The organism is Porphyrobacter sp. AAP60 (assembly GCF_001296025.1).
In the GTDB taxonomy this organism is placed as follows: domain Bacteria; phylum Pseudomonadota; class Alphaproteobacteria; order Sphingomonadales; family Sphingomonadaceae; genus Erythrobacter.
This window is the reverse complement of the sequence record NZ_LJHV01000002.1, coordinates 31,620-55,546: the sequence shown is the minus strand read 5'-3', so window position 1 is coordinate 55,546 and position 23,927 is coordinate 31,620. Positions and strand designations below refer to the sequence as shown.

Annotated in this window: 20 protein-coding genes and 1 tRNA gene; 13 read left to right on the top strand and 8 right to left on the bottom strand. The window is 62.6% G+C overall.

Features of this window, described 5'->3' with window-relative positions; genetic code table 11:
• Window positions 1-15: 15 nt before the first annotated feature.
• Window positions 16-3,195, bottom strand: a complete 3,180-nt coding sequence (locus IP79_RS00720; protein ID WP_054117352.1) for a hypothetical protein — start codon at window positions 3,193-3,195, stop codon at window positions 16-18.
• A gap of 219 nt (window positions 3,196-3,414) precedes the next feature.
• On the opposite strand from IP79_RS00720, the gene infA reads away from it, so the two are divergent.
• The 7 genes from infA (at window position 3,415) to IP79_RS00690 (ending at window position 9,384) form a co-directional block, all read left to right on the top strand.
• Window positions 3,415-3,660, top strand: a complete 246-nt coding sequence (gene infA, locus IP79_RS00715; protein ID WP_007163491.1) for a translation initiation factor IF-1 — start codon at window positions 3,415-3,417, stop codon at window positions 3,658-3,660.
• 15 nt (window positions 3,661-3,675) lie between these two features.
• Window positions 3,676-4,248, top strand: a complete 573-nt coding sequence (locus IP79_RS00710; protein ID WP_054117351.1) for a Maf family protein — start codon at window positions 3,676-3,678, stop codon at window positions 4,246-4,248.
• On the top strand, window positions 4,241-5,212 hold the full coding sequence (locus IP79_RS00705) for a ribonuclease (RefSeq protein WP_054117350.1): 972 nt from the start codon (window positions 4,241-4,243) through the stop codon (window positions 5,210-5,212). Before IP79_RS00710 ends, IP79_RS00705 begins: the two co-directional genes overlap by 8 nt.
• Window positions 5,209-5,397 carry a DNA gyrase inhibitor YacG gene (locus tag IP79_RS15140; protein WP_082336932.1) on the top strand — a complete coding sequence of 63 codons (189 nt, stop codon included), beginning with the start codon at window positions 5,209-5,211 and terminating at the stop codon, window positions 5,395-5,397. The genes IP79_RS00705 and IP79_RS15140 overlap by 4 nt, the downstream gene beginning before the upstream one ends.
• A 119-nt stretch (window positions 5,398-5,516) precedes the next feature.
• Window positions 5,517-5,591, top strand: a tRNA-Phe gene (locus IP79_RS00700).
• Window positions 5,592-5,630: 39 nt separating this feature from the next.
• Window positions 5,631-6,434 carry a phosphoribosylaminoimidazolesuccinocarboxamide synthase gene (purC, locus tag IP79_RS00695; RefSeq protein ID WP_054117349.1) on the top strand — a complete coding sequence of 268 codons (804 nt, stop codon included), beginning with the start codon at window positions 5,631-5,633 and terminating at the stop codon, window positions 6,432-6,434.
• Window positions 6,435-6,516: 82 nt separating this feature from the next.
• A complete protein-coding gene (locus IP79_RS00690; protein ID WP_233994035.1) occupies window positions 6,517-9,384 on the top strand; it encodes a M16 family metallopeptidase in 2,868 nt (955 codons plus the stop codon).
• A 131-nt stretch (window positions 9,385-9,515) separates the two neighbouring features.
• On the opposite strand, the gene IP79_RS00685 is transcribed toward IP79_RS00690, so the two are convergent.
• Window positions 9,516-11,732: a TonB-dependent receptor gene (locus IP79_RS00685; RefSeq protein WP_054117347.1), complete on the bottom strand. Its 2,217-nt coding sequence runs from the start codon at window positions 11,730-11,732 to the stop codon at window positions 9,516-9,518.
• A 301-nt stretch (window positions 11,733-12,033) separates the two neighbouring features.
• Here IP79_RS00685 and purS point away from each other — a divergent pair, with 301 nt between their 5' ends.
• Together purS and purQ are read left to right on the top strand one after the other, a co-directional pair.
• Window positions 12,034-12,285: a phosphoribosylformylglycinamidine synthase subunit PurS gene (gene purS, locus IP79_RS00680; RefSeq protein ID WP_054117346.1), complete on the top strand. Its 252-nt coding sequence runs from the start codon at window positions 12,034-12,036 to the stop codon at window positions 12,283-12,285.
• Entirely contained in the window at window positions 12,285-12,974 is a 690-nt protein-coding gene (gene purQ / locus IP79_RS00675; RefSeq protein ID WP_054117345.1) for a phosphoribosylformylglycinamidine synthase subunit PurQ, read from the top strand. The genes purS and purQ overlap by 1 nt, the downstream gene beginning before the upstream one ends.
• 9 nt (window positions 12,975-12,983) lie before the next feature.
• Here the strand turns inward: purQ and IP79_RS00670 are convergent, their stop codons facing one another.
• The 3 genes from IP79_RS00670 to IP79_RS00660 form a co-directional block, all read right to left on the bottom strand.
• A complete protein-coding gene (locus IP79_RS00670; protein ID WP_054117344.1) occupies window positions 12,984-15,338 on the bottom strand; it encodes a putative bifunctional diguanylate cyclase/phosphodiesterase in 2,355 nt (784 codons plus the stop codon).
• Window positions 15,339-15,433: 95 nt separating this feature from the next.
• Window positions 15,434-17,269, bottom strand: a complete 1,836-nt coding sequence (gene glmS / locus IP79_RS00665; RefSeq protein ID WP_054117343.1) for a glutamine--fructose-6-phosphate transaminase (isomerizing) — start codon at window positions 17,267-17,269, stop codon at window positions 15,434-15,436.
• Between the two features lie 69 nt (window positions 17,270-17,338).
• A complete protein-coding gene (locus IP79_RS00660; protein WP_054117342.1) occupies window positions 17,339-18,229 on the bottom strand; it encodes a DMT family transporter in 891 nt (296 codons plus the stop codon).
• Window positions 18,230-18,436: 207 nt separating this feature from the next.
• Between IP79_RS00660 and IP79_RS00655 the strand changes: the two genes are divergently transcribed.
• Entirely contained in the window at window positions 18,437-19,963 is a 1,527-nt protein-coding gene (locus tag IP79_RS00655; RefSeq protein WP_054117341.1) for a CpaF family protein, read from the top strand.
• A 110-nt stretch (window positions 19,964-20,073) separates the two neighbouring features.
• On the opposite strand, the gene IP79_RS00650 is transcribed toward IP79_RS00655, so the two are convergent.
• The gene (locus IP79_RS00650; RefSeq protein WP_054117340.1) at window positions 20,074-20,316 is read right to left on the bottom strand and encodes a hypothetical protein; all 243 of its coding nucleotides are present in this window, start codon (window positions 20,314-20,316) and stop codon (window positions 20,074-20,076) included.
• Between the two features lie 65 nt (window positions 20,317-20,381).
• Here IP79_RS00650 and IP79_RS00645 point away from each other — a divergent pair, with 65 nt between their 5' ends.
• The 3 genes from IP79_RS00645 (at window position 20,382) to IP79_RS00640 (ending at window position 21,719) form a co-directional block, all read left to right on the top strand.
• The gene (locus IP79_RS00645) at window positions 20,382-21,293 is read left to right on the top strand and encodes a DMT family transporter (protein WP_054117339.1); all 912 of its coding nucleotides are present in this window, start codon (window positions 20,382-20,384) and stop codon (window positions 21,291-21,293) included.
• 64 nt (window positions 21,294-21,357) lie between these two features.
• On the top strand, window positions 21,358-21,489 hold the full coding sequence (locus IP79_RS15345) for an entericidin A/B family lipoprotein (protein ID WP_156317992.1): 132 nt from the start codon (window positions 21,358-21,360) through the stop codon (window positions 21,487-21,489).
• A 98-nt stretch (window positions 21,490-21,587) separates the two neighbouring features.
• Window positions 21,588-21,719, top strand: a complete 132-nt coding sequence (locus IP79_RS00640) for an entericidin A/B family lipoprotein (RefSeq protein WP_054117951.1) — start codon at window positions 21,588-21,590, stop codon at window positions 21,717-21,719.
• Window positions 21,720-21,731: 12 nt separating this feature from the next.
• Here the strand turns inward: IP79_RS00640 and IP79_RS00635 are convergent, their stop codons facing one another.
• Window positions 21,732-22,334: a DUF938 domain-containing protein gene (locus IP79_RS00635; RefSeq protein ID WP_054117338.1), complete on the bottom strand. Its 603-nt coding sequence runs from the start codon at window positions 22,332-22,334 to the stop codon at window positions 21,732-21,734.
• A complete protein-coding gene (locus IP79_RS00630; protein WP_054117337.1) occupies window positions 22,331-23,893 on the bottom strand; it encodes a long-chain-fatty-acid--CoA ligase in 1,563 nt (520 codons plus the stop codon). The genes IP79_RS00635 and IP79_RS00630 overlap by 4 nt, the downstream gene beginning before the upstream one ends.
• Window positions 23,894-23,927: the final 34 nt, after the last annotated feature.

The following is a 23,927-nucleotide window of genomic DNA, read 5'->3' as shown; positions in this document are numbered from 1 at the left end:
CGCCCAGCCGCGATCCTAAAACAACTTCCGCAGATCAAGGCCCAGATACAGCCCTATGGGGTCGATCACGAAGGGCTGGTAATTGATTGGTGTAACGCCCGCCCCGTCGCGCACGCGGCGCTGGGCATCGAACAGGTTGTCAGCGCGCAAGGATAGCCGTGTGCCCTTCAGGAAACCTTCGTTCTTGCCGGTCAATTCGCCAAGATTGGCGAATATCCGCAGGTTGAAGGTGACGATATCATCGAAGAACAGATCGGTGCTGCCCGGCAGGCCCGAACCGTCAAGCCGTGTCTCGCCGGTATAGATACCCGACAGGCGGAAGCCCACGCCGTTGCCGAACAGGCCTGCTTCCAACCGGCTCGAATGGCGCGGCAGGCCGAAGGCTCCGGTGGCCTGACCATCGAGCTGGTCGAGCGGAGCAATACCCGGCGCGATCAGGATTTCGTTGTCGAGTTCGATCGCGTGGGTCAGGTTGAAGAAATATCGCCAGCCGGAAAAACTGCGCTGGGCAAGCGGGTTGAACGCTGGCGCACCGCCCGCCGGAGGGCCACCAGCCGGAGCACCTGCGCCCGCCGCTGCCGGGGGCGCAGCCGCACAGAAACGCTGCTGGAACTGTGCCAGTGCCTCGGGCGGGATTGTGCCATCGGCATTCCGCGAACGGTCAATCGCCATCTTGATGAAGGCAGGATCGACACCGGGAAGCTCTGCTGACACATCCTCGCCGCGATCAATCTTGCCGATCAGTTCGGCGATCGCCGCGGTGCCATCCGGCCCGCAGGCGCGTTCACGGAAGGCGGCAAGCTGCGGGTTGCTCGCCAGCGCGCTGCGGTCCGGCCCGCCGGGTCGCCCGCCGCCCATCGTGGCAGGATCAATGCTGCAAATCTGGGTGCGGAACTGCGCCAGCCGGGCAGGGTCGATCATACCATCCGCACCGCGCAGGCGAGCCAGCATGGGGGCCAGCCGCGCCGGATCAATGCCAGGGAACTCTGCCGAAATATCGGCGCCGCTATCAATCGCGGCGACCAGCTTTTCAAGGAAGGCCTGCCCGTCATCTGCGCACAGGCGCGTACGGAAGGCCATGAACTGTTCGCGCTGTTGCGGGTTGGGAGCGGCGCCGCCGCCGAAACGCCCTCCGCCAGCCGCAGGGGCCTGCGCCTGCGTATCGCTCTGCGAAGCGGCAGGCGCTGCTGCTGCTGCCGGAGGGCCACCTGCCCCGCCGCCAAATCCGCCGCGTCCACCGCGACCGCCGCCCTGTCCGTCTTGCGATCCACCGAAGTTGCCATTGGTCGAGAAGGTGAACTGCACCCGGTTCGCGCGGGTTTCGGCAAAACTGACAGACCGGCGATCAATCGCGATCAGGCGGCCATCGGCATCGCGCGTGATCCGCCCCGGAAAGGCCGCTTCGATTTCGGGTGTGATCTGCGGGAAGCCGCTGACCACATCATCCGAACGGTTGCGGATATATTCAACCGTCAGACGTGAATTGTCCCAGAACGGAAGCTGCCAGTTGGCGGCAAACTTCCAGTCGCGCTGCGTTTCTGCCGGAAGCGCGGGATTGCCGCCGGTGGTGACATCGGCCAACACCGTCTCGCCCCGGCTGAAATCGAACACCGGTACATTGAGATTGACGATCGTCGGGTTGCCGAGCGCACTCAGCCCTGGCGCAACTTCGCGCCAGATGTAGGTTGCGGAAAGATCAAGCCCGTCGGTCGGCGACCAGTTGAGCCCCGCGTTCCAATCGCCCAGCACGCCGAAATCGCTGAGATCGTCGATCCCGGCTTGCAGGTTGAGCGTGAAGGTGCCCAGCGCATCGGCAACGCCTGCCCGGCGGCTGGTGATGGGTATTACCAGGTTCGCGCCAGTCGAAAGGTTGCGGCGGGTCAGCGTTGCTTCCTGCAACGACCGCGTGTCGTTGCTTTCGATCTGCTGCCAGTTCAGCCCGACATCGAAAGTCGCCAGCAATTCGCCTGCTGGAAGATTGGCCAGCGGCCCTTCCAGCGTGGTGAGCGATTGCCCGGCGATCGTGCGGCTGCGCGCCACATCGAACCCTGCCGCCGCATCCGTCGGAAGCGGTCCGTCCGGCTGCAGCGTTCCGGCCAGCGCTGCCGCTTGCAGCGCGGCGGTGCCGAAGCGCCGGTCGATTTCGGTTTCGGTTTCCGACAGCGAAGCATCGAAAGTGCTGGTGAGGCGGAAGGCGTTGACCGGCTTGGTCAATGAACCTGCGGTCGACACCGTGTCGGTCGACGAACGCCGGGCCAGCGGCGTTTCCGCCCCGAATGTGCGGACGATCCCCGGCGTTGCCGGATCATCCGTCAGCACCACGGTATTCAGACCATCAAGGCTGCGGCTTTCGTTGCGCGCGTAATTGAGGTTGGCACTCAGTGATGTGCCGCTATCGATGATGGCCTTGGCCCACGACAGATTGCCTTCGAACCCGAAGGTATCGGCGCGCAGGCTGCGAAAGGCGGCCTGCGAAGGATCACCCGGCACGGTGGAGACTGAACCCGGCGTCTGGATAATGTCGCGCTCGTCCTCGGTCAGCAGTGAAGTATCATTGAGTTCCAGGTTGAGGTTGAAACGGCCGCCATCGGCAATCCGCAGTGTGCCGAATTCCTGTTCGGTGCGCACAAATCCACCGCGTGACGGAGCCTCGAATTCCAGCTCGACTTGACGGTTGGAATAATTGTCCTTGAGGATCAGGTTGATCACCCGGCGATCAGGCGAAAAGCCAAAGCGCTGAGCGACTTCTTCCGGAAACACCTCGACCCGTGCCAGCGCCTCTGGCGGGTAGTTGGCGAATTCGCGGAAAGACCCGATGCGGATTCCGTTGAGAAGAATCACGGGCTGCCCGCCGCCGCCACGTCCGCGCGCCGATCCGGTCTGGGCGCTGATCTGTGCGATAAGATCGGAGATGGAGGTAACGCCTTCAGCAGCGATCGCTTCTTCATCAAGCTGCAGCAGCGGTGCCTGTTCGACCATCAACTGGCCCTTCAGCCGCCGCCCGCTGACGATGATCTCGCCGCTCGATACAGCGTTGCTGCTGGCGGTTTCCGGCTCGTCATCATCACCCTGCGGGACAGCGGCAGGCTGCGGCTGCGCGGCTGTGCCATTGGCAAGCAGCGGCATCGCGACCGCCAAGCTTGCAGCACATGTGCCGGCGCGCAAAGCGGCGCGGGAAAGCGGGGAGAGGTTCATTATGTCCCTTTACGTCAACATTTTAGACGAGATTGCGTGTTGCCAATCCCGGACCGGCAGGCTGGTTGTAATTCGCACCGTAAAAGCAGTGCATTGGCCAGTCTGAACACAGTGTGTTCGCCCCTAAAGCACGAGCCTTCCCTTTTGGTTCCCGTATCGCTAAAGCGCACCCGCATATCGACGGGCGTATTGTGCGCCGCAACAGACAAAAGGAAATTCATGGCCAAGGAAGAACTCCTCGAAATGCGCGGGCGCGTGGTTGAATTGCTGCCCAATGCGATGTTCCGGGTGGAGCTTGAAAACGGCCATGAGGTGCTGGGCCACACCGCAGGCAAAATGCGCAAGAACCGCATTCGCGTGCTGGTGGGCGACGAAGTGCTGTGCGAACTCACCCCGTATGATCTGACCAAGGCACGCATCACCTATCGCTTCATGCCGGGCCGCGGCGGCCCCGGCCCGCAATAATTGCGTGGCTCCCTGATGGGGGCGCCTCATCTGACATTGGCTTCGGCATCACCCCGGCGGCGCGAGCTGCTCGGGCGCCTCGGCCTTGTGCCGGACGCGGTTACGCCTGCCGACATCGACGAAACACCACACAAAGGTGAACTTCCCCGCGCCTATGCCCTGCGAATGGGGCGCGAAAAGGCAGCCGCCGTTGAAACGGAAGGTTTTGTGCTGGCGGGTGATACCGTGGTTGCGGTTGGTCGGCGCATCCTGCCCAAGACCGAAACCGAAGCCGAGGCCCGCGCCTGCCTCGAACTGATGAGCGGGCGGCGGCATCAGGTGCTTTCCAGTGTCGTCTTGCGCGCACCCGGCGGCGCCATGCGCGAGCGGCTGAGCGAGACGGTGGTGCATTTCAAACGCCTTTCCGCCGAGGAAATCGCCGCCTATCTCGCTGACGGAGAATGGCGCGGCAAGGCAGGTGGATATGCGATCCAGGGCGCGGCAGAAGGCCTGATCGAATGGATCAGGGGCAGCCATTCGGGCGTCATGGGCCTGCCGCTGTTCGAAACGCGCGCATTGCTCAAGGCGGCAGGATTTCCCGTTGGCTGAATGCACTGCGCCAGAATGGTTGATCGAGGAAGGCATCGGCGAAACGCGCGCATTGCTGGTTGCAGGCGAGCGGGTACTGGCAGCGCGGCTGATGTGGCCCGGTGAGCTCGCCGCTGGCACGCACTGCGCTGGCAAGCTGGCAGCCAAGCTGAAAGGATCGCGGCGCGGCGTTGCAATGCTGGATGATGGCAGTGAAGCGCTGGTCGATCACTTGCCACAGGCCGCCACCGAAGGGCAGATGCTCGATCTCGTGATCACCCGCGCCGCCATTGCCGAACGCGGCCGGCTGAAGCGCGCGCAGGCCCGTGTCGCTGGCGGCGACGCCCCTGCAACCACCGCGCCGTTTGTCGGCGGCCGGACAGTCCGCCGCTTCCCGGCCGGATTGTGGGAAGATGTCTGGCACGCAGCCTCATCGGCCAGCATCGCATTTCCGGGTGGAGAAATCATCGTCAGCGTCACCCCGGCAATGACTGTGATCGATATCGATGGCATCGGCGCAGCGCGGGATGTGGCGCTAGCAGCGGTTCCTGCCATTGCGCAGGCCATCGGCTGGTTCGACATCGGCGGCAATATCGGCATCGATTTTCCCACCATCGTCAGCAAGGATGATCGCCGCATTGTCGACCGGGCGCTGGGCATTGCGCTGGACGAATGGGCGCACGAACGCACCGCCATGAACGGCTTCGGCTTTGTCCAGCTTGTCGCGCGGCTTGAAGGGCCGTCGCTGCTGCACCGATTCGCCACGGCCCGGCTGGGTGCATCCGCCCGCATGGCACTGCGCCGCGCAGAACTGGCCGAAGGCACTGGCCGCGTGCTGGTATTGACGGCTCATCCGGCGCTTAAAGCCAAACTGAAAGAACCATGGCTGGCCGATCTCGCCCGCCGGACAGGGCGCGAAGTGCGCGTAGATATCGATCCCGGCCTTGCCATCGAAGCGGCGCATGCCCAATTTGTCGAAGCATGAGCACCGCAACATCCAAACCCTGTCCGATTTGCAGGAAGCCCAGGTCTGAGAGCTTCCACCCGTTCTGCTCCCAGCGCTGCAAGGATCGTGATCTGGCGCGCTGGTTCTCGGATTCCTATGCTGTCCCCGGCCCGGCGGCCGATCCGCAGGACGTCGCCTCCAACGACTGGCGCGAACAGGATTGAATATTGCGCAACATTCATGCGCAATGCCGATAAATCCCCCTTGCCAACCCCCGCAGCCTTCGCCATAGGGCCGCTCTCATTTGCTCGCCGGGTCAAACAGCCCGTCGCTCGCAGCGAATGCCCGAGTAGCTCAGGGGTAGAGCAGCGGATTGAAAATCCGCGTGTCGGTGGTTCAAATCCGCCCTCGGGCACCATTCGCTGAAAAGGGCCATAAGCCTAAAGGGAAAGTGCCGATGTCCCGCCGCACCAAGATCTACGAAGGCAAGGCCAAGATCCTTTACGAAGGGCCGGAACCGGGCACACTCATCCAGTATTTCAAGGATGACGCCACCGCCTTCAATGCCGAGAAAAAAGGCACGATCAACGGCAAGGGCGTGATCAACAACCGTATCAGCGAGCATGTGTTCACGCGCCTCGCCCATATCGGCATCCCCACCCACTTTATCCGCCGCCTCAACATGCGCGAACAGTTGATCCGGCAGGTCGATATCATCCCCATCGAAGTGGTGGTGCGCAATGTCGCCGCAGGGTCGATCAGCAAACGCCTCGGCATCGAGGAAGGCGAACCGCTGCCGCACACCCTGATCGAATATTACTACAAGGATGATGCGCTGGGCGATCCGCTGATCGCGGAAGAACACATCGCCTGTTTCAACTGGGCCACGAACGAGGAAATGCACGACATTTCCTCGATGGCGATCCGCATCAATGATTTCATGTGCGGCATGTTCGCTGCGATCGATATCCGGCTGGTGGACTTCAAGCTTGAATTCGGACGGCTTTACGATGGTGATTACAGCCGCGTGATCCTGGCCGATGAAATCAGCCCTGATGGCTGCCGCCTGTGGGACATGGCGACCGGCGAAAAGCTCGACAAGGATCGCTTCCGCCGCGATCTGGGCGGCGAGGAAGAGGCGTATCGCGAAGTCGCCCGCCGCCTCGGCCTGCTGAACGGCGAAGACAATGGCCCCGGTGAGGTGTTTGACCTCTCCCACGCCCGCTCGCGCCTGCGCGGGCCGCCCCCACTGAAGAAATAAAGGCTGACAGCCGCGATTTCGGCCCTACTCTCTCCGCAATGACCTTTTGCGTGAGAGACACCTGAAATCTATGCGAATTCCCATGCTGACTGCCAGCCTGATGCTGGCGCTTTCCCCGCTTGCCTTCACCACAGCGTTGGCCGCGCAGGAAGCGCCCGCCACTGTGGCCGCAACCGAGGCAAAGGTTCCGGTCTGGGCCTTCGAGGAAAGCGATGTGCCGGTCGATCCCGGCTACACCTTCGGACAGCTTGATAACGGGATGCGCTACATCATCCGCAGCAATGCCACGCCTGCGGGCACGGCGCTGGTGCGGATGCGGATCGATTCGGGCGCGCTGGAGGAAACCGACAGCGAACGCGGGCTTTCGCACTTCCTTGAACACATGGCCTTCAACGGCTCTGCGGGCATCCCCGAAGGCGAGATGATCAAGCTGCTCGAACGCGAAGGGCTGGCCTTCGGCGCGGATACCAATGCATCGACTGGGTACGACGCGATCACCTACCTGCTCAACCTGCCCCGCAATGACGAGGCGCTGCTGGGCACTGCGCTGATGCTGATGCGAGAAACCGCGAGCGAACTGACCATCGCGCAAGACGCGGTCGAGCGTGAACGCGGGGTGATTCTGGCCGAACGGCGTGATCGCGCGGGCTTCCAGCAGCGCAATTACGAAGACAATGCCGAATTCCTTGCGCCGGGCGCGCATTACACCAACCGCCTGCCGATCGGCACGATCGAGGTGCTGAGCGCCGCCACCGCCGATCAGATCCGCGCGCTTTACCAGCGCACCTACACGCCATCGAACACCACATTGGTGGTAGTGGGCGATTTCCCCGTCGATGTGGTCGAAGCGGCCATCCGCGCCCGCTTTGCCAGCTGGCAGCCCGCCCCCGCTCCGGCCGAGCCCGAGGCCGGGCCGATTGACGTGACCCGCAAGGGCCTGACCGACATCCACCTCGATCCCGCCCTGTCCGAAAGCGTCACGATTTCCCGCTTCAGCCCCTGGCGCGATCTGCCCGATACCATCGCCAACCGCCGCGAGGGGAGCCTGCGCAGTGTTGGCTATGCGATCATCAATCGCCGCCTCGCTCGGCTCGCTCGCGGTGCCGATGCGCCGTTTCGCGGCGCCAGTTTCGGATCGGGTGACCTGTTCGATGACGCCCGCATCACCAGCATCTCGGTCAGCAGCGCCGATGGCGAATGGCAGAAAGGCGTGCTTGCCGCCACGCGTGAGGTCAATCAGGCGCTGACCTATGGCTTCACTCAGGCAGAGGTTGACGAACAGCTCGCCAATATCCGCACCGCGCTGGAAAATGCCGTGAAGTCCTCCGATACGCGCAGTAACGGCGTTTTCGCGAATGCGGCACTGGCACTGGCCAGCGACGAGCGCCTCCCGACCACGCCCGAATGGCAGCTGGCCGAGTTCGAGCAGCTCGCCCCCGAAATGACGCCCGATGCGCTGTGGCAGGCGGTGAGAGCCGATGCCGCACCGCTGGAAGACCCGCTGATCCGCTTTTCAGGCCGCACTGCGCCAGACGGCGGCGAGGCAGCTTTGCGCGATGCTTTTGCGCAAGGCATGGCGCTCCCGATTGCCGCGCCAGCCGACACGGGACCACTGGCCTTCGGCTACACCGATTTCGGCCCGGCAGGCACGGTGGTGTCCGACACGGTCGAGGAACGCCTCGGCATTCGGCGCATCGTGTTTGCCAATGGCGTCCGATTGAACCTGAAACGCACCGATGTGCGCAAAGACCGGATTGCCGTCACCTTTGCGCTGGACGGCGGCGATCTGATGAACACCCGCGATGCACCGCTCCGCGCCTATCTGACGCCTTCGCTGGCCTCCGGCGGGCTTGGCAAGCATAGTCAGGATGAAATCGCCAGCGTGCTTGCGGGGCGCAGCGTCAGCTTCGGGCTGGGGAGCAATCCTGACGCCTTCACCGCCGCGGCAACCACAACCCCGCGCGATCTGCTGCTGCAATTGCAAGTGCTTAGCGCCACACTGACCGATCCCGGATACCGCCCGGAAGGCGTGGAGCGGTTCCGCAAGAACATCGACAATTTCTTCAACACGCTCGATTCCACACCCGGACGCGCGCTCGCTTCGGTCAGCGGCGCCATCCTGTCGGACAATGATCCGCGCTTCAGCTTGCAACCCAAGGAAGCGTTCTTCGCGCTGGATTACGAAGGCCTGCGAACCGCCATCGGCGACCGGCTGGCGCAGGGCGCGATCGAGGTGGCGCTGATTGGCGATCTGGAAGAAGACGCGGCCATTTCAGCGGTGGCAGCCACGCTGGGCGCGCTGCCACAGCGGGAAGATGCCTTCAACCCGCGCACAGACAATCGCACCCGCAGCTTCACCGCCGCGCGCGGCCAGCGCGTGCTGACCCACAAGGGTGAGCCCGATCAAGCTCTGCTGCAATGGTATTGGCCAACCACCGATGACAGCGATCTTGGCGAGACGCTGCGGCTCGATCTGCTGTCGCGGATCGTCCGGCTGGAACTGACCGACCGGCTGCGTGAAGAGCTTGGGCAAGCCTATTCGCCGTCTGCCGGATCGCAGCCCAGCCATTATTATCCCGGCTACGGCAATTTCATCATCGGTGCCTCGGTTGCTGCCGATCAGGTGGAGGCAAGCCGCGCTGCGCTACAAAGCCTGATCGCCGATCTGCGCGAAGGCCCGCTTGATGGGGATGTGCTTGATCGTGCGCGCAAGCCCTACCTTGAAGAATACAACAATGCTCTGAAGGATCTGGGAGGCTGGACCGCGCTCGCCGCGCGCGCCCAGAGCGAGCCGCAACGGCTTGATCGCTTCATTGCCGTGCCATCTGTGATGTCCGCCATCACGCCGGAAGATATCCACCAGACAGCGCTGAAATACCTGACCCCGGATGGCGCGGTGGAATTCAACGTGCTGCCTGAGGCTGCGGCAAACACAGGCACATCCAAATAAGGCGTACAGAAAAAGCCGGCAGGTCACCCCTGCCGGCTTTGCTTTCTGGTTCACCATTCCCGAAAGGAAGGTCGCCCTTTAGTGCGTTCTCGACCCGCCGCGCGGCATCACCCGGCGGATCTGGAAATGCATCAGTATTTCACGCCGAACATCACGCCGATGATGCGCGGATCGTTGACGAAGGCGGTGTTGTTGTTGAAATCGACCACGCCTTGCACGTTGTCTTCATCGGTGATGTTGCGGGCAAATGCGGCCAGTTCCCACTGCCCGTTATCGCCCGAAAAACCGATTTTCAGACCACCTTCGATGCGGCTGCCGGCGTTGAATTCGCGGCTTTCGTAAAGCAGGAAGTTTGTATCACCCAGATAGGTCCAGTCGGTGAAGATGAAGAATTCGCCGCTGTTGCCCACCTGGATGCCATAGCGGGCGGTCAGATCACCACTCCACTCCGGCGCGTTGGGGAACGGGTTGCCGTTGATCGCGGCAAAGGTCACCGGGCCGAACGCACCTGCAACGGTGCGGGTGGGATCGGTAACGGTGCACTGTGCGCAGGTGCCGACCTCAAGGGTGTTATCCTGAATTTCGGTGTTATTGTAGGCCACGCCCAGCGTCACCAGAAACTGCGACGAGATCTGGAATGCGCCATCGAATTCAACGCCCCAGGCTTCGCCCTTGTTGGCGTTGATCAACTGCACCAGATTGCCCGCGCCGCCGACTGCGGTGAACTGCGGATCTTCGACGGTGTAGTAGTAGACTGCACCATTGAGCCGCACGCGGCGATCGGCCAGTTCGCTCTTGAAGCCAACTTCGTAGGAGGTGATGTTCTCCGATTGCGCGACTGAGGGGGGGTTGAAGAAGGCGACGTCGCGGCCCTGAATGGTCGGCCCGCGGAACGAGTTTGCAACCTTGGCATAGACGGCGGCATCGTCTGACAGATCAGCAAACAGGCTGATGTCCCAATCGAACTGTTTGTCACCCACGCTGACCGCCTGCGGCGCCGCGCCCGAGCGGACGAAAAACGCCTTTTCGTCATCGGTATAACGCAGACCGCCGGTTGCGCGCAGGGTGTCGGTCAGCTGGTAGCTGACCTGACCGAACAGCGCCCACGCTTCGTTGGTGTGGTTGACAGTGACCGGCGGCGGGAAGGTGAAACCGATGGTGGTGACATCGAAATCGCTGTCGAAATAGAACCCGCCGATTTGCCAGCTGAGCGCCCCGTCGCCATTCGAGGCGAGGCGGATTTCCTGCGTGGTCTGTTCAAGATCAATCGAATCCTGCGTATCCGAAGGGAACGGGATGAAACCAGGCCCCGTCACAAGGTTGCCGCCATCCACGTCGCCGCGGCTGGAACCTTTGCTGGTCCAGCGGCTGGTGATCGAGGTGAGGGTTGCGCCATCGAACTCATAGGCCGCCGTCAACGTCGCGCCGAACTGCTGGTAATCGGCGTTGTTACCGCCGCCCGCGTCATAGGATACGGTGTTGCGATCATAGTTGGCGTTGAGGTTGTTGTTGCCCGGTCCGAGAATGTTGGCGCGGAAAAAGGTGGACGAACCAGCCAGATCGCGGAAATTGACCGCGGCCAGCACGCTTGCCCGGTCACTCGGCGTGAACAGCACTTGCGCGCGCCCGGCAAAATCGGTGAAGCCGCCCAGCGGGTTGGGGCCGTCTTCGAAGTCGTTGTCGATCCAGTCGCCACGCGTTTGCAGCTGTGCCGAAACGCGGAATGCCAGCACATCTTGAACCACCGACCCGCCGAAGGCGCCGTTCAGCGACACCGTGTCGAGGCTGGCGAATGACAGCTGCGATACAATGCTGGTGTCGTGGCTGGGCTTGACCGAATCGATCTTGACGATACCCGCCGGGGTATTGCGGCCAAACAGCGTACCCTGCGGCCCGCGCAGCACTTCAACGCGCTGGACATCGAAGATCGGGAAGCTCTTGAGGGTCACATTTTCAAGTACGACATCGTCGAGCAGCACCGAAACCGGCTGCGATGCGGCCAGATCGAAATCGGTGTTGCCAAGGCCGCGGATGTAGAAGCGCGGGGCCACGCGGCCGTTCGAACTTTCGACGTTGAGGCCGGGCACGGTGCCGGCCAGCGCAGTGACATCGCCCGCACCGCTAAAGATCAATGCCACACGCTCAGCATCCAGAATGTCTGCCGAAACGGCAACGTCCTGCAAGTTTTCCTCGCGGCGGTTGGCGGTGACGATGATGGTGGCAAGCTGGCCGTCATCCTCGGATACCGCGTCGTCCTGCGCGGTGACGGGTGCGGCAAAGCCGATGGCGGCAGCAAGCATGGTAGACCCAGCCCATGCGGCGCGAATAGCAGTAAAACGGTGAGACATCGAACAAGCCCCCTGATTGGCACTAATGGAGAGTGTGTGCACTTTCGCCGCTGACAGTTTTGCCCGATTCGCGCGAGATTGGGCGCGCATTTGTGGCGTAAAAATGTCCGATTGGCGGCAATCTTGAGGCAGATGTTGCATGAAGGTTACAGCGCGGTCCTTGCCTGACCGGATTGTGACAGACCCCGCGCAACCCCGGCAGTGCAGAAGCCGCATCAGTGCGATTGCGCCAGCGCACGGGCACGTTATAGCGGCGCCAATTGGTACCGGGCTGATCCCAGCGAAGATGGAGCAAAGACCCATGCAAGTGCGCGTTCTCGTCCGATTGAAGCCCGGTGTGCTCGACCCGCAGGGCCGCGCGGTGCACCACGCGCTCGAAGGCATGGGGTTTGCCGGGGTCGAAGATGTGCGCATCGGCCGCCTGATCGAACTCGATGTCGCCGACGGCACCGATTACGCCACCATCACCGCGATGTGTGAAAAGCTGCTGGCCAACACAGTGATCGAAAGCTTCTCGATAGAGTTTGTGGGCGTAGCCGAAGGAGCGAAGTGATGGGCTTGCGTGCGGCTGTCATTACTTTTCCCGGCTCCAATTGCGATCGCGATATGGCGACGGCGCTGGAACAGGTTTCAGGCGTGCCTGCCTTGCGCGTATGGCACGGCGATGCCGATCTGCCCGACCGGCTCGATCTGATCGCGCTGCCGGGCGGATTTTCATACGGCGATTATCTGCGTTCCGGCGCGATGGCCGCGACCAGCCCGATCATGCGCGCAGTGATCGCGGCGGCGGATCGCGGCGTACCCGTGCTTGGCGTGTGCAACGGTTTTCAGGTGCTGACCGAAGCACGGCTGCTGCCCGGCGCGCTGCTGCGCAATGCCGGTCAGCGTTTCATCTGCCGCACCGCCGCGCTGACAGTTGGCAACACTGATTCGCTGTTCACCGCAGGTTACCAGGCTGGCGAGACCATCCGCATCCCTGTGGCCCACCATGACGGCAATTATTTCGCCGACGCCGAGACGCTTGATCAGCTGGAAGGCGAAGGGCGCGTGGCGTTCCGTTATGCCGAAAGCTGCAATGGTTCGGCGCGCGATATTGCCGGCGTGCTGAGCGCCAATGGCCGCGTACTGGGCATGATGCCGCACCCGGAACGTGCGATTGAACCGGCCGCGGTTGCGGCTCTTGGCGGGACAGACGGGCGCCGCTTGTTCGAAAGCATTCTGGCGTCCTTCGCCAGCGCCTGACCTGGCCGGTCAGGCGCGCATTTCGCGCACGATCTGGAACAGCTTCAACGCATCTTCGGCAGGCATTGGCCGCCCGAAATAGAAGCCCTGGATCTTGTCGCAGCCAAGGTTGCGGATCAGTTCGGCTTCCTCTGATGTCTCGACCCCTTCCGCTGTGGTCGACATATCGAGGCTTTTGCACATCGCCACCACCGCGTTGATGATCGCAAGGCTTTCGACGCTGCCTTGCGCTGCGCCTTGCACGAAGGTGCGATCGACCTTGATGGTCGAGAACCGCAGCTTGCGCAGATAGCCGAGTGAAGAATAACCCGTCCCGAAATCATCAAGCGCGACAGAACAGCCCAGCGCCATCACCCGTTCCAGCGCAGTGCGCGCCACGGTGGCATCGCGCAGGAAGATGCTTTCGGTCACTTCGACTTCCAGCCGTTCGGGCCGCAAGCCGCTGGCTGCGAGGGCTTCTATCACGTCGTTATGGAAATCCGGCTCGAGCAGCTGTTCGGGCGAGACATTGACATTGACCTTGACGTGATCAGGCCAGTTGCGAGCTTCCTCGCACGCCTTGCGCATCACCCACTTGCCGATCGGCACGATCAGGCGCGTATCTTCGGCCAGCGGGATGAACTTGCCGGGGCTGACAAAGCCGTGTTCCGCGCTGTTCCAGCGCACCAGCGCCTCGAAACTGACCACGGATTCGCTGCGGGCGTCGACCACCGGCTGATAGTGCAGCAACAGTTCATCGCGCCCCAGCGCCTTGCGCAAGGCCATCTCCAGCTTGCGGCGTTCCTCGGCAGAGGCATGCAATGCGGGCTCGAACCGGCAATGCGCGCCGCCGCCCAGATCCTTGGCCTGATACAGCGCAAGGTCGGCATTGCGCATCAACTCTTCAACGCTGTGGCCATCACGCGGGCCTTCGGCAGAGCCGACACTGGCGCCGATATACAGCGTATGGTGATCGACCTGATAGGGTTCGGTCAGCCGTTCGATCACCCGGTGTGCCAGATCACGCACGGCTGATGCGGAATGGACCTCGCGCAGAACGATCGCAAATTCGTCGCCGCCCAATCGCCCGACCATCTGGTTTTCGCCCATCAGTGATTGCAGCCGCGCTGAAACCTGCGCCAGCAGCTTGTCGCCGGTCAGATGGCCGAGCGAATCATTCACAGATTTGAACCGGTCCAGATCAACCATCAGCAACGCGCAGCGTGCGCGCCACTGATGCGAATACCGCACCGCTTCGCCCAGCGCTTCTGTCAGCATGAGGCGGTTGGGCAGATGCGTCAGTGTGTCATACCGTGCCAGATAGGCAATCTTTTCGGACGAATTGCGCTGTTCGGTCACATCCGAACCTACGCCGCGAAAGCCGGTGAATCGGCCCTGTTCATCGCGCATCGGTGTGCCGGAAAGTTCCCACCAGCGTTCTTCGCCAAGGATCGAAACCTGCACCAGCAAGTTCGAGAAATTCTCGCGGTTCTTCAACCGTTCGGCCAGATCGTGCAGGCTTGGCGGAAGGTTCCCGCTTTCCCAATTGCTGCCTGCAATCATCTCAAGCAAAGGCCGGCTTTCGATGCTTTCCTGCGTGCGCCCAAGCGCGAAAGCAAAGCGCGGGCTGACCAACCGCAGGCGCCGCGCCGGGTCGATCTGCCACAGCCAGTCTGCCTCGTTCTCCTCGAACTCGCGCAGCAGCAGCGATACAACCTCTTCCTTTTCGGTCACAGCCGCTTCAGCCATGCGGGCGGCAAGATAGGTGCGGCCCACCTCGATCGTGCCGATCACGGCCGCAACAAGCATCAGCAACACCGCCACCACCGCCATCCAGTGGCCGTGAAAGCCAAGTTGCAGCATCGCGGCAACGCTCACGATCGTGCTGAAGCACAGGATGCCTTTCGGGGCGGCGGTGAAGAAGAAGACCGAGCCCGAAACCATCAGCGCGATCACGATCAGCATCGCCATCAGTTCGCCCTGCGTGCCGAAAAACGGGAACACAAGCACGGCGCTGCCCCAGACAAGGCCGGAGAATACCGCAGTCATCGTCTGGCGGTTCAGTTCGTTGCGCGAGATACGACGCCGCTGGGTATCGGCAAGCGTCAGATCAAGCTTGTATCCGCGCGTATGCACCGCGGCCAACACGGCAATCCACCCAGCGATCCCGAGAAACCCGACGGTGTCCATGTAGATTAGCGCGACGAACACGGCCAGCAACGCGTGCGAAAAAACGCGATAAAACGCGATCTTGGCGAGCGCCGAATATTGCAGGCCGCGCAGCCGCGCCCAATCCACGTCTGCCCGGTCGGAAAATCCGAGGACGACCGAAGCCGGCACTTCTGCGGGGCGGGCAGGAACGATTAGAGTTGGTAGTTCATTCACGATGCCTGCCCATAGGTCGGCAAAGGTTAGGTTGCGGTAAAGGTTGCAGGTATCTTGCGCGATTTTTCGTAACTTGCTGGTGGATCAGCAGCGAATTATTCGACCGTCACCGACTTGGCGAGATTGCGCGGCTGATCGACATCGGTGCCCTTCACCACGGCGACGTGATAGGCCAGCAATTGCACCGGGATTGCATAGACCAGCGGCGCGATCAGCGGGTGAACCACCGGCATTTCAATGGTCGCGATGCAGCCGTCCCCCGCTTCGGCCAGCCCCTGCGCATCGGAAATCAGCACAACCTGCCCGCCGCGGGCGCGCACTTCTTCCATGTTGGACACGGTCTTTTCAAACAACGGGCCCGATGGTGCGATCACCACCACCGGCACGGCATCGTCAATCAGCGCGATCGGGCCATGTTTCATCTCGCCTGCGGCATAGCCTTCGGCGTGGATATAGCTGATTTCCTTGAGTTTCAGCGCACCTTCCAGCGCCAGGGGATAATCCTGGCCCCGTCCCAGATACAGCACATCACGGGCAGGCGCGATCAGATGGGCCATCGACGCGATGTCATCATCATGATCCAGCGCAGCGTTCAGTGCGGCTGGCGCTTCGAGCAGGTGGCGCACGATTTCGGCCTCCTGATCGCGGGTCAAGCGGCCCTTTTTCACCGCCATGTGCGCAGCCAGCGCGGCCAGCACGGCCAGCTGACAGGTGAAAGCCTTGGTCGATGCGACACCGATTTCCGGCCCGGCATGGGTCGGCAGCAGCAGGTCGGCCTCGCGCGCCATGGTGCTGGTCGGCACGTTGACGACTACGCCGATGGTCTGCCCGTTGGCCTTGCAATGGCGCAGCGCGGCGAGCGTGTCCGCCGTCTCCCCGCTCTGAGAAATGAACAGCGCAAGCCCGCCCTCTTCCAGCACCGGGTCGCGATAGCGGAACTCGCTCGCCACATCGATATCCACCGGCACGCGGGCGAATTGTTCGAACCAGTATTTTGCCACCATCGCCGCGTAAAAAGATGTACCGCAGGCCACGATGGTCAGGCGGCGGATGCTCGACAGGTCGAAATCGATCTGCGGCAGCGCAACCGAATTGTCAGAACGGCGCAAATAAGAGGCGAGCGTCTGCGCCACCACGGTGGGCTGCTCGTAAATCTCCTTCTGCATGAAGTGGCGGTAATTGCCCTTCTCCACCGCCGCCGCCGAAGCGCCCGAGGCGCGGATTTCACGCGTCACCGGGGTGTTCTCGAGATCGTAGATCTGTGCGCCGTCGCGCCGCAGCACAACATAATCGCCTTCTTCCAGATAGCTGATGCGCTGCGTCAGCGGGGCGAGCGCCAGCGCGTCAGACCCGAGATACATCTCCGCATCATCGCCTTCGGGGCCATATCCCAGCACCAGCGGCGACCCCAGCCGCGCGCCGATCAACAGGTCAGGATGCGAACGGAAGGCGATGGCCAGCGCAAAGGCACCGCGCAGACGCGGCAACACTTCGCGCACCGCCTCGACCGGATCGGCCCCGGCCTCAACCTCGGCAGAGATCAGGTGGGCGACCACCTCGCTATCGGTCTCGCTTTCGAACACACGGCCCCTCGCGGCGAGTTCGGCGCGCAATTCCTTGAAGTTCTCGATGATGCCATTGTGCACGATCGCCACTTCGCCGGTGGCATGGGGGTGGGCATTGGCAGCGGTCGGCGCGCCGTGGGTGGCCCAGCGGGTATGTGCAATACCGACATTGCCGGGGGCGGGGTCGCCTGCCAGCACCGTCACCAGATTGGCAAGACGGCCTTCTGCGCGGCGGCGCACCAATGCGCCTTCATGCAACGTGCAGATCCCGGCGCTGTCATAGCCGCGATATTCCATCCGCTTGAGCCCATCGACCAGCCGGTCGGCAACGCTTGTATTGCCCACAATCCCGATAATGCCGCACATTGCCTGCCATTCCCTCTTGTCTGTCAGCCCATGCTCTAACCGTGCAGGCCTTAACAGCAAGCCCCGCAATTACGTGGTTCGCGGCGATTTTCCGGCCTGCCACAGATACAGCCCCGATCCGACGATCAGCGCAGCGCCGGCCAGCGTGGCAAGATCGGGCCGGTCACCAAACCACCACCACCCCAGACCGATGGCCGAAATCATCTGGACATAGATCGCCGGCGCAATCGCCGCCGCCCCTGCCCGCGCCGCGCCGACATAGGCCAGCCAGTGTGCGGCGCTGGCAGTGAAGGCCACAACTGCGCAGCGCAGCACCACATCCCAGCTCGGCCAGCCGAATTCGAACGCCGCAATGCCCGAAAGCCGCGCTGCCGCCGCGCCAGCAATCAGGATCGGCGCGCAGACAAGCGCCACAAAGACCTGCATCGAAAGCGCACTGCCCTGCCCGGCGCTGGCGCGGTTGGTGATCATCAGCAACGCCATGAACAGCGCCGCGTTCAACGGAAGCAGCGCGGCCAGGCCCAGTTCGGCCAGATTGGGCCGCAGCACGATCAGCACCCCGGCAAAGGCCGCCAGCGACGCATACCAGACCCGGCGGTGGATCACCTCTTTCAGCAGCACGCCTGCCAGCAACTGGGTCAGCACCGGCGACAGAAAGGCAATCGCCATCGCTTCGGCCAGCGGCATCAGATAAATCGCCGAAAAAAAGCTGACCGAAGCCACCGCAAGGCAAATGCCGCGGGCCAGTTGCAGCCAGGGGTGGGTGGGAATGAATGCGCGCGGCCCTTCGCTGCGCAGCAACAGCACAGACAGAACCGCCCCGCCGATGCTGAACCGCAAGGCCGCCACGGCAATCGCGGGCCATTGATCCGCCATGGATTTCACCACAGCATCGCCGAGCGAAAGGCAGATGAAACCGGCGACGGCCAGTCCCAGCCCGCTGCGTTGGTAATCATTCATGACGCGGGCCTTTGCGGCGCGGCAGAGCGAATGGCAAGCCGCCGGTGCCTCTTCAGCGATGCCTCTGCCCCGAAGCCTCCTCCCATGCCGCAGCCGCGATCCTTAGGAAAAAAACAACCTTTCCCGATTATTCACCATTCTTCGAGACGCACCATTCGGAAGATTGGCGCGAAAGCGGCGTAATGGTTGAGAGCCTGGGGGCTGGGAATGAGCGCATTTGGCAAAAAAGGTAATGTCAGCGGGGTGAAAACCGGCGCACGGCCTGCCTTTGGTGTAGCCCGTCCGATGAAAGGGGCGAACGGCGCAGCGCCGCGTGGCGGCGAACAGTTCCCGCCGATTCCCGGCGAAGCTGCCCCTGATCGGCCAGCCCCTGCGCCTTCGGCCGGCCGCCCTACCACCACGGCAGAGGCGATGGATCGCCTGAACGAACGCATGACTTCGGTCAACGATGGCAGTTCCGAAGTCGGCGGCTTTGAAGCCAGCGTCCACAAGATCAAAGAACAGGTGCTCCCGCGCCTGCTCGAACGGGTTGATCCCGAAGCGGCGGCAACGCTGTCAAAGGAAGAACTCTCCGAAGAATTCCGCCCGATCATCCTTGAAGTGCTGGCCGAACTGAAGGTCACGTTGAACCGGCGCGAACAGTTTGCGCTGGAAAAGGTGCTGATCGACGAGCTGCTCGGCTTTGGCCCGCTCGAAGAACTGCTGAACGATCCCGACGTGTCCGATATCATGGTCAACGGGCCGGATCAGACCTACATCGAAAAGAAGGGCAAGCTGACCCTTGCCCCGATCCGGTTCCGCGACGAACAGCACCTGTTCCAGATCGCCCAGCGGATCGTGAACCAGGTCGGCCGCCGCGTTGACCAGACCACGCCGCTGGCTGACGCCCGCCTCAAGGACGGCTCTCGTGTGAACGTGATCGTGCCGCCGCTGTCGCTGCGCGGCACCGCGATCTCGATTCGTAAGTTTTCCGAAAAGCCGATCACGCTCGATATGCTGCGCGACTTCGGTTCGATGTCGGACAAGATGTGTACGGCATTGAAAATCGCAGGCGCGTGCCGGATGAATGTCGTCATTTCAGGCGGTACGGGTTCGGGTAAAACCACCATGCTCAACGCCCTGTCGAAAATGATCGATCCGGGCGAGCGCGTGCTGACCATCGAAGATGCGGCCGAACTTCGCCTGCAACAGCCGCACTGGCTGCCGCTGGAAACCCGCCCGCCCAACCTTGAAGGGCAAGGCGCGATCACCATCGGCGATCTTGTGAAGAACGCCCTGCGTATGCGCCCTGACCGCATCATCCTGGGGGAAATTCGCGGCGCGGAATGTTTCGATCTGCTCGCCGCGATGAACACCGGTCACGATGGGTCGATGTGTACGCTCCACGCCAACAGCCCGCGCGAATGCCTTGGCCGTATGGAAAACATGATCCTGATGGGCGACATCAAGATCCCCAAGGAAGCCATCAGCCGCCAGATCGCCGAATCGGTCGATCTGATCGTGCAGGTAAAGCGTCTGCGCGATGGTTCGCGCCGCACCACCAACATCACCGAAGTGATCGGGATGGAGGGCGATGTGATCGTGACGCAGGAACTGTTCAAGTTCGAATACCTGGACGAGACCGACGACGGGAAGATCCTCGGCGAATTCCGCGCTTCGGGCCTGCGCCCCTACACGCTGGAAAAGGCCCGCCAGTTCGGGTTTGATCAGGCTTATTTGGAGGCGTGTCTCTGACACGCTGATCCGGGCCGTCCGGCCCGGATCATTCGGCCTAACCGGCCGGCGGCCGGTCGGCCTTGCGACGCCTTCGGCGTCGTTTGGTCAGCGACAGCCGCCTTGGCGGGTTACATACTCCCGATCACCGCAGGCAAGCTCATCGCCAGCATCCCGCCGCCGATCATCGCGGAAAGCATGAACAGGCCCAGCCACGGCACCCAGCCGACCTGTTCCAGCCGGTCGACATCGCGGCGCTTGGCCCGGCGGCGTTCCATCACACCGGCAAACGCCGCAAACACCCACAGCAGCCCGCCGGTAATCGCCAGCTGGCCTGCATCGCTAAGCAGTTCGAATTGGGTGATAGCATCCATTACCCGCGCATATGGGCTTCGCACGCGCTTGCGCAATCCCTGCGCCTCGGCCAAGCCCACCCGCGATGGATGGCTCGATCGCCCGCCCCCGCCCGCTGCTGGCGCTTGGTATCCGGCTGCTGGCCGCGCTCGCGCTGGCAACGATGGCGATGCTGGTGAAGCTGGCAGGCGAACGCGGCGCGCATCTGGTTGAACTGATCTTCTGGCGGCAGTTGCTGGCGGCGGTCCTGATCGGCACCGGGCTGACCTTGTCGGGCCGCCTTGCCGTGCTGAAGACCACCCGGCTGCCGTCCCATGCCCGCCGTTCTGCCACCGGATTGTTCGGCATGCTGTTCACCTATGGCGCGGTGTTGCTGCTGCCACTGGCAGAAGCGACCACGCTGGGCTTTACCGCGCCGGTCTTTGCCGTGCTGATCGCCATGGTGCTGTTCGGCGAGAAGATCGGCCCCTATCGCTGGGCGGCGGTGGTGATCGGCTTTGCCGGTGTGATCGTGGTGATGCAGCCATTTGGCGGACTGCATGAAGGCGTTAGCGTGGTGGGCATCGCTGTAGGACTCATGGCCCCGCTGATGGTGTCGCTCATCAGTTTCCAGATCCAGGATCTCAACAAGACAGAAAACCCGTGGAGCATCGTGTTCTGGTTTGCAGCGCTCAGCACGCCGGTTGCCGCGCTGGGCATGCCCTTCGTAATCGGCGCGCATGATGGCGAAACCTGGCTGATTATTCTGGCGATGGCGCTGATGGGGGTGCTGGCGCAAATCCTGCTCACCACATCACTGCGGTTCGGATCGGCGGCGGTGATCCTGCTGATGGATTACACGGCGCTGCTGTGGGCCAGCTTCTATGGCTACGCCGTGTTCGACCGCGCTGCGCCTGCCAGCCTATGGTTTGGCGCACCGCTGATTATCGCTGCCGGACTGCTGATTGCATGGCGTGAACGGCAACTTGCCCGATCCCGGGTGCATTCCGGCGACTAGGATGGACCTTTGCGGCGCGGAGCCCGGTTGCGGCTGACGGGCATTCCCGTAGGAGAACACTGCCATGACCATCCGTAACATTGTCACCGTGCTGGCACTCGGCACCGTTGCTGTCACCACTGTGGCCTGCAACACTGTCGAAGGCGCCGGCGAAGACCTCCAGTCCGCATCGCGCGAAGTGAAGGAAGAAATCTGACCGAACGCAGCGATTGCGGTGGCTTCATGCTTTTGTCAGGAATACTTTTGTAGCTTCATGCATTGAACGACTTTGAATCAATCGAAAGGATCTGCCTGATGTTCCGCAATATGCTTGCTGCCGCCGCACTCGCTGCGATCACTCTGTCGGCAACCGCCTGCAACACCGTGCAAGGCGTGGGTGACGATATCAAATCGGTCGGCCGCGCAGGCGAACGCGCGATTGATTGATCTTGCCGGAAACTAGCCCCGGTAAACCAGCATGATGTTGTTGGCGGGCAGTGCGTAACGTGCTGTCCGCCCCATGCCGTGGGTTGCCGCGACCTCATCCAGCGCTTCGGCTTTGCGCAGGCCCCAAAGCGGATTGCGCGCTTTGAGACTGGCATCGAAATCGAGGTTGGAGGGCGCAGTCTCCACGCCCTGTTCGATGTACGGGCCATAAAGAATCAGCGGCCCGCCTGATGCAGCCAGCGCACGAGCAGCCCCGGCAAACAGGCCCAGCGTCGCCTCCCACGGGCTGATATGTACCATGTTGATGCAGACAATCGCGTCAGCCGCCGCAACCGGCCAGTGATCGGGTGCCGCAGCATCCAGCAGCAGCGGCGCGGCGAGATTGATGCCCTCATACTCCGCCGCGTAATCCGCAATCGAAGCCTGTGCCTCTGCCGAAGGATCGGTCGGCTGCCATGTCAGCGCAGGGAAGCGTTCGGCGAAGTACACCGCGTGTTCCCCCGTTCCCGCTGCGATTTCCAGCACCGTGCCGCTGGCGGGCAATTCACGTGCCAGCACCTCGGCAATCGGATCGCGGTTGCGCAGCGTGGCGGGCGCGTGTTGTCTTGCGCTCATGAAACTTGGCGCTCCTGCCCTTCCCAATAGGGCGCGCGCAGTTCGCGGCGCAGGATCTTGCCGCTGGCGTTGCGCGGCATCAGCGGGATGATATCGACGCTTTTGGGCGCCTTGAACGCGGCAATCCGTTCCCGTGCCCAAGCGATCACATCGGCGGCATCAACCTCGTGCCCCGGCTTGGCGACGACGCAGGCCTTGACCTCCTCGCCCCACTTTGCGCTCGGCACGCCGATCACCGCGACCTCGGCGATGGCGGGGTGGCCGTAAATCGCGCTTTCGACTTCGGCGGGATAGACGTTCTCGCCGCCGGAGATGATCATGTCCTTGATGCGGTCCTGGATATAGACATAGCCATCATCGTCCATCACGCCTGCATCGCCGGTGTGCAGCCAGCCGTCGGGGTCGATTGTCTTGGCCGTGGCCTCGGGAAGCCGCCAGTAACCGGCGGTGTTGGACGGCGAGCGGATGCAGACCTCGCCGATTTCGCCGCGGGGCACTTCGCGGTTTTCGGCATCGCGCACTTCGATCTCCACGCCGGGGCAGGCCTTGCCGGCCGAGCGCATCCGCTGGTTGCCTGTTGTCGAGTGATCTTCCGGCGGCAGGATCGAAATCGTGCCGCTGGTTTCTGTCATGCCATAGGCTTGCAGGAATTTGGTGGTCGGCATGGTCCGCACCGCTTCCTTCAGCAATTCCAAGGGCATCGGCGCGGCGCCATACATCAGGTATTTGAGGTTGCTGAAATCGGTGGTCGCGGCGCGCGGGTGCTGCACCACCATCTGCAAGGCGGCAGGCACGATGAACATGTGGGTGGCCCCGGCCTCGATCGCCTCAAGCACACCGACGGGGGTAAACTCCGCCTGCACCAGAGAACGCACGCCGTTGGCCACGGCGATGTTCACCAGCCCGGTGCCGCCGATATGCGCGCACGGCATGGCCACCAGCATGCAGTCGTCGGGCTCGTAATACTGCCAATCCAGCCCTGCTTCGTTGCCCGCATTGCGCAGGCCCAGCAGGTTGGTGTTCGACAGCATCGCCCCCTTGGGATTGCCCGTGGTGCCCGATGTATAAAGCTGCAACACCGGATCATCGGCGCCGGGCGGGGTGTAATCCGCAGGTTCGAACCCGGCCGCTGCCCGCAGCGCCGCCTCCCCTTCGATCACCTCCGGGTTGGCGGGCAGATCGGCGGCGACTGCGTGGGCCGTATCGACAAAGTCTGCATCGGCAAACACCAGCTTCGCCCCAGTATCGGAGAGAATATAGGCAATCTCACGCGGAGCCAGCCGCCAGCCGACCGGCACCATCACCGCCCCCATCCGCGCTGCCGCAATGTAAAGCAGGAAGTATGTATCGCGGTTCTTGCCGAGCCACGCGATACGGTCACCCGGCGCAATATCGCGCGCCTTGAACAGGGCGATCAACTGGCGGGTAAGAATATCGGCCCCGGCATAGGTGATGATCCGCCCGTCCTGATCGAAGGCCGGGCCATCGGGGCGTTCCTTCGCCCAGAAGTGCATGATCGCATCGAAATTGTGATGATCGTGATAGGCATTGCGCGCCATGATTGTGCTCTCTCCCAAAAGCGTTTGCGGAAGA

Coding starts and splice junctions, on each gene's coding strand:
- IP79_RS00720 (WP_054117352.1), bottom strand. CDS start 3,195: ATGAACCTCTCCCCGCTTTCCCGCGCCGCTTTGCGCGCCGGCACATGT.
- infA (WP_007163491.1), top strand. CDS start 3,415: ATGGCCAAGGAAGAACTCCTCGAAATGCGCGGGCGCGTGGTTGAATTG.
- IP79_RS00710 (WP_054117351.1), top strand. CDS start 3,676: ATGGGGGCGCCTCATCTGACATTGGCTTCGGCATCACCCCGGCGGCGC.
- IP79_RS15140 (WP_082336932.1), top strand. CDS start 5,209: ATGAGCACCGCAACATCCAAACCCTGTCCGATTTGCAGGAAGCCCAGG.
- purC (WP_054117349.1), top strand. CDS start 5,631: ATGTCCCGCCGCACCAAGATCTACGAAGGCAAGGCCAAGATCCTTTAC.
- IP79_RS00690 (WP_233994035.1), top strand. CDS start 6,517: ATGCTGACTGCCAGCCTGATGCTGGCGCTTTCCCCGCTTGCCTTCACC.
- IP79_RS00685 (WP_054117347.1), bottom strand. CDS start 11,732: ATGTCTCACCGTTTTACTGCTATTCGCGCCGCATGGGCTGGGTCTACC.
- purS (WP_054117346.1), top strand. CDS start 12,034: ATGCAAGTGCGCGTTCTCGTCCGATTGAAGCCCGGTGTGCTCGACCCG.
- purQ (WP_054117345.1), top strand. CDS start 12,285: ATGGGCTTGCGTGCGGCTGTCATTACTTTTCCCGGCTCCAATTGCGAT.
- glmS (WP_054117343.1), bottom strand. CDS start 17,269: ATGTGCGGCATTATCGGGATTGTGGGCAATACAAGCGTTGCCGACCGG.
- IP79_RS00660 (WP_054117342.1), bottom strand. CDS start 18,229: ATGAATGATTACCAACGCAGCGGGCTGGGACTGGCCGTCGCCGGTTTC.
- IP79_RS00655 (WP_054117341.1), top strand. CDS start 18,437: ATGAGCGCATTTGGCAAAAAAGGTAATGTCAGCGGGGTGAAAACCGGC.
- IP79_RS00650 (WP_054117340.1), bottom strand. CDS start 20,316: ATGGATGCTATCACCCAATTCGAACTGCTTAGCGATGCAGGCCAGCTG.
- IP79_RS00645 (WP_054117339.1), top strand. CDS start 20,382: ATGGATGGCTCGATCGCCCGCCCCCGCCCGCTGCTGGCGCTTGGTATC.
- IP79_RS15345 (WP_156317992.1), top strand. CDS start 21,358: ATGACCATCCGTAACATTGTCACCGTGCTGGCACTCGGCACCGTTGCT.
- IP79_RS00640 (WP_054117951.1), top strand. CDS start 21,588: ATGTTCCGCAATATGCTTGCTGCCGCCGCACTCGCTGCGATCACTCTG.
- IP79_RS00635 (WP_054117338.1), bottom strand. CDS start 22,334: ATGAGCGCAAGACAACACGCGCCCGCCACGCTGCGCAACCGCGATCCG.
- IP79_RS00630 (WP_054117337.1), bottom strand. CDS start 23,893: ATGGCGCGCAATGCCTATCACGATCATCACAATTTCGATGCGATCATG.